Source organism: Kitasatospora sp. NPDC041988 (assembly GCF_055588525.1).
In genome coordinates this window covers 36,825-44,199 of sequence record NZ_JBVJCO010000030.1, presented here as the reverse complement: position 1 = coordinate 44,199, position 7,375 = coordinate 36,825, and the positions used below count along the sequence as shown (strand labels likewise).

The following is a 7,375-nucleotide window of genomic DNA, read 5'->3' as shown; positions in this document are numbered from 1 at the left end:
CCGACGGCAACCGACCCGCGCACCGACGCCTGGCCTGCCTGGCCGGTCTGTGGCGTGTCGACGTCCTCCCTGTCTCCCCTGCCCCCCCCCCCCCCCCCCCCCCCCCCCCGCCGACGGCCCCCGGCGGGGGCGGGAGCCGGGAGCCGGGGGCCGTCGGGCGGAGCGGCGTCAGTCCTGGTCGCGCGCGCCTTGCCCGTCACGGGGCGCCGAGTTGGTGCCACGCGCGGCACCGGCGAAGGTGTCGCGGAGCTTGCCGCCGACGGTGGCCGCGCCGCCGGCGACGTCGCGGATCAGGCCCATCAGCGGGTCCTTGCTCTCCTTCACCGAGCTGCTGTAGTGGTCGGCGGCGGCCTTCCACTGCTCGCCGACCGAGGTGTCGGCGTCGTCGGTGCGGCGCGGGTAGGCACCGGCCATGATCGAGCGGTACTCCTCGCTCTCCGCCCACTTCTTCAGCTTGGCGACCCGCACCACGGCGAAGGGGTGGCTCTGCGGCAGCACCTGGAGCAGCTTGAGCACGCCGTCGCGCAGGTCCCCGGCCTTCTCGTACTCCTCGGCCTGCTCCAGGAAGGCGTCGACGTTCATCTCGGCCAGGTTGTGGCCACCGGCCAGCTTCATCAGGGCCCGCATGGACGCCTGGAGGTCCTGCCCGGCGAGCAGCCCGGCCCGGTCACTGGAGAGCTCGGCCTTGCGGAACCACTCCTTGAGCGCGGTGACGATCGCCATGATCGCCAGGTTGCCGAGCGGCACCCAGGCGATCCGGGCGGCGATGTTGGTGAGGATCAGCAGCATCGTCCGGTAGACCGCGTGGCCGGACATCGCGTGGCCGACCTCGTGGCCGATGACGGAGCGCAGCTCCTCCTCGTCCAGCAGCTCCACCAGGCCGCTGGTGACCACGATGATCGGGGTGTCGATACCGATGCAGTACGCGTTGACCGTCGGGTCCTGGCTGACGTAGAGGTCCGGGACCTTCTCCAGGTCGAGCACGTAGGCGGCGTCGCGCACCATCTCGTACAGCTCGGGGAACTGCCGCTCGGAGGTCTTCACGGCGGTGGCCAGGAACATCAGCCGGATCGCGCGCTCGGAGACCAGGCCGGCGAGCTTCTTCAGCACGTCGTCGAAGCCGGTCAGCTTGCGCAGGGCGACCAGGGCGGAGCGGTCCGCCGGGTGCTCCCAGGCCCTGGTGGAGATCTCCGGGAAGCGCTGGCGACGCCGGCTGGGGGTCTTCGCGGTGATGTCGGTCATTGGTGTGAGTACCTCCTGGTCGACGGCGGCTCCGGCCGCCGGCCGGCCCCCGCTGGTCTTCGCCTGCAACGACTGTCTGTGCAACGTCCGTGGTTGCGTACTCGTCCCCGCGTTCACCTTACGCGGCACGGAATCCGCCCCGGAGCGGGCCCGGCCGCGCCCGGGAGCGCGGTCCGCGGCGCGCCGCGGACGGGGCCCGAGGGGGCGGTGGGCGGCGCGGGTGTGAGGCCGGTTTACCCTGAATGCCCTGGAGAGCCGAGACCAGACCTGGCCGCGGTACCGAGCAGTCCGAGGAGCCCGCAGATGTCCACCGACGCCCTTGTCAGCCTGGCCGGCCCGATCTCCACGGAGAACGGCCCGGGGCTCTTCCTGCGGATCATCGTGGTGGCCTCGTTCGTCGGGGTCGGCCTGCTGGCCTGGATCCTGCTGCGGGCCGGCCGCAACAACTGAGCACCCCACCGAGCATCCCCCACCGCCCTCCGGACGTCCGGCACCCCTCCCTCACCGTCGGGGCCCGGCTCACACCGGATCAGACGCGGTGGGCCGCCGAGCGGTTGCCTTGTAGGCCCCCGTACGATGACAGGTGGGCCCTCACCGGCCCGCACACCCCCTGGTCCGTCATCCGAGCCGAGAAGGTCCGCCGACCATGAGCACTGCCGCCGCACTTCCCGTCCTGAACCTGCTCGCCTCCGAGGGCGAGGGGGGCAACCACGAGAGCCTCAGCCCGTATCTGACGGGTGGCGCCGCGCTGTTCATCCTGCTGCTGCTGCTCTACGTGACCACCCGGTTCAACCGGGACCGCTGAGCCTCGCTCGGGGACCGCTGAGCTTTGCTCCGGGGCCGCTGAGCCGCGCGGCCCGGGCCGCTCGGGGAGCGTCCGGCAGGTGTGCCGGCCGCTCCCTCACGCATCTCCAGGGAGCCCGCACCCGGGCGTTCCCGCACCGTAACGGGCGTCGCGTATGGTGTGACGCCATGGGAGAGCAGGCCGGGAATCCCGGCGGACCGGCACCGGTGAAGAAGCGCCTCGGCGTCATGGGCGGCACCTTCGACCCGATCCACCACGGGCACCTGGTCGCCGCCAGTGAGGTGGCGAGCGCGTTCCACCTGGACGAGGTGGTCTTCGTTCCGACCGGGCAGCCGTGGCAGAAGACCGACCGGCACGTCACCCCGGCCGAGGACCGCTACCTGATGACGGTCATCGCCACCGCGGAGAACCCGCAGTTCTCGGTCAGCCGGATCGACATCGACCGCGAGGGCCCGACGTACACCGTCGACACCCTGCGCGACCTGCGGGCCATGCACCCGGACGCCGACCTGTTCTTCATCACCGGCGCCGACGCGCTCGCCCAGATCCTGTCCTGGCGGGACTCCGAGGAGCTTTTCTCGCTCGCCCACTTCATCGGCTGCACCCGGCCGGGGCACACTCTTTCGGACGCCGGGCTTCCGGTGGGCGGGGTCTCCCTGGTGGAGGTCCCGGCGCTGGCCATCTCCTCCACGGACTGCCGCAACCGGGTCGCCAAGGGCGAACCGGTCTGGTACCTCGTCCCGGACGGCGTGGTCCGCTACATCGACAAGCGGGCGCTCTACGCGCCGCACCGGACCTGATCCCCGGAGGGGCCGACCGATGAGCGATCGCAGGGGACCGCAGGACGACTGGTCCACCGGACAGTACCCGCAGCACTCCCAGCACGGGCAGCAGTACGACCAGTACGGGCAGCCGGTGCAGGGTGGCGGTTACGAGCAGCAGTACGACCAGTACGACCAGTACGACCAGTACGGGCAGCCGGTCCAGCAGCCGTACGGGCAGGACCAGTACGCGCCCTACCAGGGGCAGGGCCAGGACCAGTACCAGCAGGCCTACCAGCCCTACGAGCAGCCGCAGCAGGGCGGCGGCTACGAACAGCAGCACGGGCAGCAGTACGACCAGTACGACCAGTACGGGCAGCCCGTGCAGCAGCCGTACGGGCAGGACCAGTACGCGCCCTACCAGGGGCAGGGCCAGGACCAGTACCAGCAGGCCTACCAGCCCTACGAGCAGCCGCGGCAGTACGCGACCGCGCCGATGCCGGTGGTCACCGAGCCGGAGCCCGGGCCCGCCGCCGCGGCGCCCGCAGCCGTCCCGGCGGCGGCCCCGGTGCCGCCGCGCCCGCGCACGCCCCGGCCCGCCGCCGGCGAGCCGCCCGCCCGGCCCGAGCCGCCGTCCGAGCAGGTCGGCGGGAGCCGCGCGGCCAGGGCCGCCGCCGGCAAGGTGTCCAAGGACGACTACCCCACCGGCGAGTTCACCTTCGTCGACGAGGAGGCGGAGGAGTCCGAGGACGTCATCGACTGGCTGAAGTTCGCCGAGTCCCGCAGCGAGGTGCGCGCCGAGCGCCGCCGCAAACTGCGCAACCGGCTGATCGGCGTGGGCGTGGTGCTGGCACTCGCGGCGGCCGGCACCGGCGGCTACCTCTGGTTCACCGGCGACGACAAGCAGAGCGCCGCCGGCGCGGCCGGCCCCCGCCAGGTCAACGTGGTGCACCTGCGCGACCTGCAGGGCAAGGTCTCCAGCGCGCTGCTGGTCAACGACTCCGCCGGGCACAAGGGCACCGTGCTGCTGCTGCCCGACACCCTGCGGCTGCCCGGCCCCGGCGACCCGCCGGTCACCACCGTCGGCCAGGCCATGGACAGCATCGGCCCGTCCGCCACCCGCGACGGCCTCACCACCGTGCTCGGCGCCCCCGTGGCCGGTACCTGGCGGCTGGACACCCCGTACCTGGAACTGCTGGTCGCCCAGCTCGGCGGCGTCCGGGTCGACACCAACGCCGAGACCCACGAGGGCGGCAAGCCCGACGGCAAGCTGCTCTCCGCCGTGGGCAAGAACACCCTGCTCAGCGGAAAGGCGGCGGTCGCCTACGCCACCCTCCAGGCGCCCGGCGAGAACCGGGACACCCAGCTGGCCCGGTTCGGCCAGGTGATGGACGCGGTGGTGCACACCATGCCGACCGAGTTCAAGGACGCCAAGGACGACGTGCACCGGATGAACGCGGTGCTCGACCCGTCGCTGCCGGAGGACGCCCTGGCCGGGGTGCTCGTCCAGCTCGCCCAGCAGGCCAAGGACGGTCACCTCGGCACCACCTCGCTGACCGTCAAGCCGGACGGCTCCCTGGACGAGGCCACCGCCGGCAAGCAGGTCAAGGACGTCCTCGGTAGCACGGTGAAGTCCGCCGCCGCCGGCGACGCCCCGGCCCGGGTCGCCATCCAGGACGCCACCGGCAACGACCAGGCGGCCGCCGCCGCGCAGGTCCAGGTGGTCAACGCGGGCCTCACCTTCATCCCCGGCGGGGCGAAGGCAGCGCCGCAGGCGGCCAGTGAGATCCGCTACACCGACGACGCCCGGCAGGCCGCGGCGAAGTCCCTGGCGATCAGCCTCAACCTGCCGGAGACGGCGGCCAAGAAGGTCACCGACGCGCAGAACGCCGACCTGGTGGTCGTCCTCGGCAAGGACTACCAGCCGCCGAAGGCCCAGTAACGCGGCCCGGCCCGGCACGGCGGGCCCGGGCGGCCCCGGAAAACGGTTCCGGGGCCGCCCGGGCGGCGTGAGATCCTGGAAGGCGATGCCCGGCCGCGCGCCGGGCTCGCCCCCAAGCAGTCGAGCCGGAAGAACACCGTGACCGTCACCGAGCACAGCCAGAACCTCATCACCGTCGCCGCCCAGGCGGCGGCCGACAAGCTGGCGCACAACATCATCGCGTTCGACGTCAGCGAGGTGCTGTCGATCACCGACGCCTTCCTGATCGCCTCCGCGAACAACGACCGCCAGGTCAAGTCGATCGCCGAGGAGATCGAGGACCAGCTGCGCGAGCAGCTGGACATCAAGCCGGTGCGCCGCGAGGGCGAGCGCGAGGGCCGCTGGATCCTGCTCGACTACCTGGACATCGTGGTGCACGTCCAGCACTCCGAGGAGCGCTCCTTCTACTCCCTGGACCGCCTCTGGAAGGACTGCCCCGAGCTGCCGCTGCCGGCCGACGCGCTCGCCTCGCGCAACCGCCCCGACGCGGACACCGACGCGGCCGGCAACGCCGTCTCCCCGGCCGAGGTCGCCCCGGCGGACAACTTCGGCGCCGAGGACTACACCGCCGAGGACAACAGCTGAGCCGGGACGCGCGGGGCCCGCGCATCGTCTTCTGGCGGCACGGCCAGACCTCCTGGAACCTCGAATCGCGCTTCCAGGGCACCACGGACATCGAGCTGACCGGCCAGGGCGTCCTGCAGGCCCAGCGGGCGGCCCGGCTGCTCTCCGGCCTGCGCCCCGACCTGCTGATCTCCTCCGACCTCCAGCGCGCCCGGCGCACCGCCGACGAGCTGGCCGAGGTCACCGGCCTGGACGTGCAGCACCACGAGGGGCTGCGCGAGACCTACGCCGGCTCCTGGCAGGGGCTCACCAACGCCGAGATCCGCGCGCGCTTCCCCGAGGAGTACGAGGCCTGGGCGCAGGGCGAGCCGGTCCGTCGCGGCGGGGGCGAGCTCTCCACCGAGGTCGCCGACCGCTCGGTGCCGGTGGTGCTCGACGCGGTCGGGAAGCTGCCGGAGAACGGCACCCTGGTGGTGGTCAGCCACGGTGGCACCATCCGCACCATGCTCGGGCGGCTGCTCGGCCTGGAGCCGGCGCTCTGGGAGTGCTTCGGTGGCCTGTCCAACTGCTGCTGGTCCGTGCTGGGCCGGGGCGCGCGCGGCTGGCGCCTGCTGGAGCACAACGCGGGCACCCTGCCGCAGCCGGTCATCGGCGACGACACCTGAGAGACGCCGGAGCGGTACCTGCGGGGGCGGATTTCGCAGTTCCGGGCCTGACCAGTTAGAGTCTTCCTCGTTCGCACGGAGGGAACGCGGCCCGGAAAACGGGAAGCGGGAAATCCGGTGAGTGCGGGGCTGTAGCTCAGTTGGTAGAGCGCTTGCATGGCATGCAAGAGGTCCGGGGTTCAATTCCCCGTAGCTCCACTCCGCACCTGCGGTCCGCGAGGGCCGTGCGTGTCGCGGGGCTGTAGCTCAGTTGGTAGAGCGCTTGCATGGCATGCAAGAGGTCCGGGGTTCAATTCCCCGTAGCTCCACAGACAGCAGGAAGGCCGCCACCCACCGGGTGGCGGCCTTCGGCGTTCCCGGGGGACCGGGACCGTCTGCGGTCACCGGGGGCCACCCGCCGCGGCGGATCACCTGCCGCGCCCCCGACCGGCGCTCAGGAGGCGCAGCTGTGCTTCCAGCGGCCGGGCGGCAGGGCGGCGAGCTGCTCGATCCGCTCACGGTCCTCCGGACCCTCCGGCAGGTAGACCACGATGTACGTCTCGGGCACCCCCGGCATCGTCAGGTACGAGGCGTTCAGCCGCAGCACCCCGACCTCCGGGTGCCGGAACACCCGCAGCCAGGTCGCCGGCGGCGCCACCTCCTGCCGGTCCCACAGCTCCCGGAACAGCTCGCTGCGCGCGGAGAGCTGCTGCACGTGCTCCTCCCAGGCCGGCTCGCCGACGTGCTTGCCGTACGCCGAGCGCAGCACCGCGACCATCCGGGGCAGCGCCTCGTCCCGGTTCAGGAAGGGGTTGCAGCACGGATCCGAGAAGAGCGTGCACCAGATGCTGTTGAAGGTGCCGTTGGGGGTGACGCTCCGGTCGGTGCCGAACAGCGACTCGTACCCCCGGTTGTACATCAGCACGTCGAACCGGGTGTTGGAGACCGCCGCCGGCAGCGGCGCGAGCGCGTCCAGGATGACCTGGGTGGACGGTTCGAGGACCGGCGGGTCGGACGGCGAGCGGGGAACGGCGGCCACCCCGGCCAGCCGGAACAGGTGCTCCCGCTCGGTCGCGTCCAGCCGCAGCGCCCGGGCCACCGCCAGCAGCACCTGCTCACTGGCGTTGATCGGCCGCCCCTGCTCCAGCCACGTGTACCAGGTGACCCCCACCCCGGCGAGCTGCGCCACCTCCTCGCGGCGCAGCCCCGGTGTCCGGCGGCGCAGGCCGGGCGGCAGGCCGACGTCCTCGGGCGTGACCCGGGCCCGGCAGGCCTTCAGGAACCGGGCCAGCTCCGTTCGGCGGCGGTCCTGCCGGCGCGGCTCGACGGCGGTCACGGTGCGGTCGTCCAGAACGGTCATACCCGCCATCGTGCCGCA

The 7,375-nt window shown here is 72.5% G+C and carries 8 protein-coding genes and 2 tRNA genes; 8 read left to right on the top strand and 2 right to left on the bottom strand.

Features of this window, described 5'->3' with window-relative positions; translation table 11 throughout:
* Positions 1-168: 168 nt before the first annotated feature.
* Positions 169-1,242 (bottom strand): M48 family metallopeptidase, encoded by a 1,074-nt coding sequence (locus ACZ6NC_RS27085; protein WP_465736367.1) that lies wholly within the window; start codon positions 1,240-1,242, stop codon positions 169-171.
* A gap of 303 nt (positions 1,243-1,545) precedes the next feature.
* On the opposite strand from ACZ6NC_RS27085, the gene ACZ6NC_RS27080 reads away from it, so the two are divergent.
* The 8 genes from ACZ6NC_RS27080 to ACZ6NC_RS27045 all read left to right on the top strand — a co-directional run bounded on the left by ACZ6NC_RS27080 (position 1,546) and on the right by ACZ6NC_RS27045 (position 6,326).
* Entirely contained in the window at positions 1,546-1,692 is a 147-nt protein-coding gene (locus ACZ6NC_RS27080) for a hypothetical protein (protein ID WP_174315742.1), read from the top strand.
* A 196-nt stretch (positions 1,693-1,888) separates the two neighbouring features.
* Positions 1,889-2,047: a hypothetical protein gene (locus ACZ6NC_RS27075; RefSeq protein WP_465736366.1), complete on the top strand. Its 159-nt coding sequence runs from the start codon at positions 1,889-1,891 to the stop codon at positions 2,045-2,047.
* 167 nt (positions 2,048-2,214) lie between these two features.
* A complete protein-coding gene (nadD, locus tag ACZ6NC_RS27070; protein ID WP_465736365.1) occupies positions 2,215-2,847 on the top strand; it encodes a nicotinate-nucleotide adenylyltransferase in 633 nt (210 codons plus the stop codon).
* Between the two features lie 19 nt (positions 2,848-2,866).
* Entirely contained in the window at positions 2,867-4,750 is a 1,884-nt protein-coding gene (locus ACZ6NC_RS27065) for an LCP family protein (RefSeq protein ID WP_465736364.1), read from the top strand.
* A gap of 138 nt (positions 4,751-4,888) precedes the next feature.
* Complete coding sequence (gene rsfS / locus ACZ6NC_RS27060) at positions 4,889-5,374, top strand: ribosome silencing factor (protein ID WP_465736363.1); 486 nt, start codon at positions 4,889-4,891, stop codon at positions 5,372-5,374.
* The gene (locus ACZ6NC_RS27055; protein WP_465736417.1) at positions 5,371-6,018 is read left to right on the top strand and encodes a histidine phosphatase family protein; all 648 of its coding nucleotides are present in this window, start codon (positions 5,371-5,373) and stop codon (positions 6,016-6,018) included. Before rsfS ends, ACZ6NC_RS27055 begins: the two co-directional genes overlap by 4 nt.
* 125 nt (positions 6,019-6,143) lie before the next feature.
* Positions 6,144-6,216, top strand: a tRNA-Ala gene (locus ACZ6NC_RS27050).
* 37 nt (positions 6,217-6,253) lie between these two features.
* Positions 6,254-6,326, top strand: a tRNA-Ala gene (locus ACZ6NC_RS27045).
* Positions 6,327-6,451: 125 nt separating this feature from the next.
* Here the strand turns inward: ACZ6NC_RS27045 and ACZ6NC_RS27040 are convergent.
* Positions 6,452-7,357 carry a helix-turn-helix transcriptional regulator gene (locus ACZ6NC_RS27040; protein WP_465736362.1) on the bottom strand — a complete coding sequence of 302 codons (906 nt, stop codon included), beginning with the start codon at positions 7,355-7,357 and terminating at the stop codon, positions 6,452-6,454.
* Between the last annotated feature and the right edge of the window lie 18 nt (positions 7,358-7,375).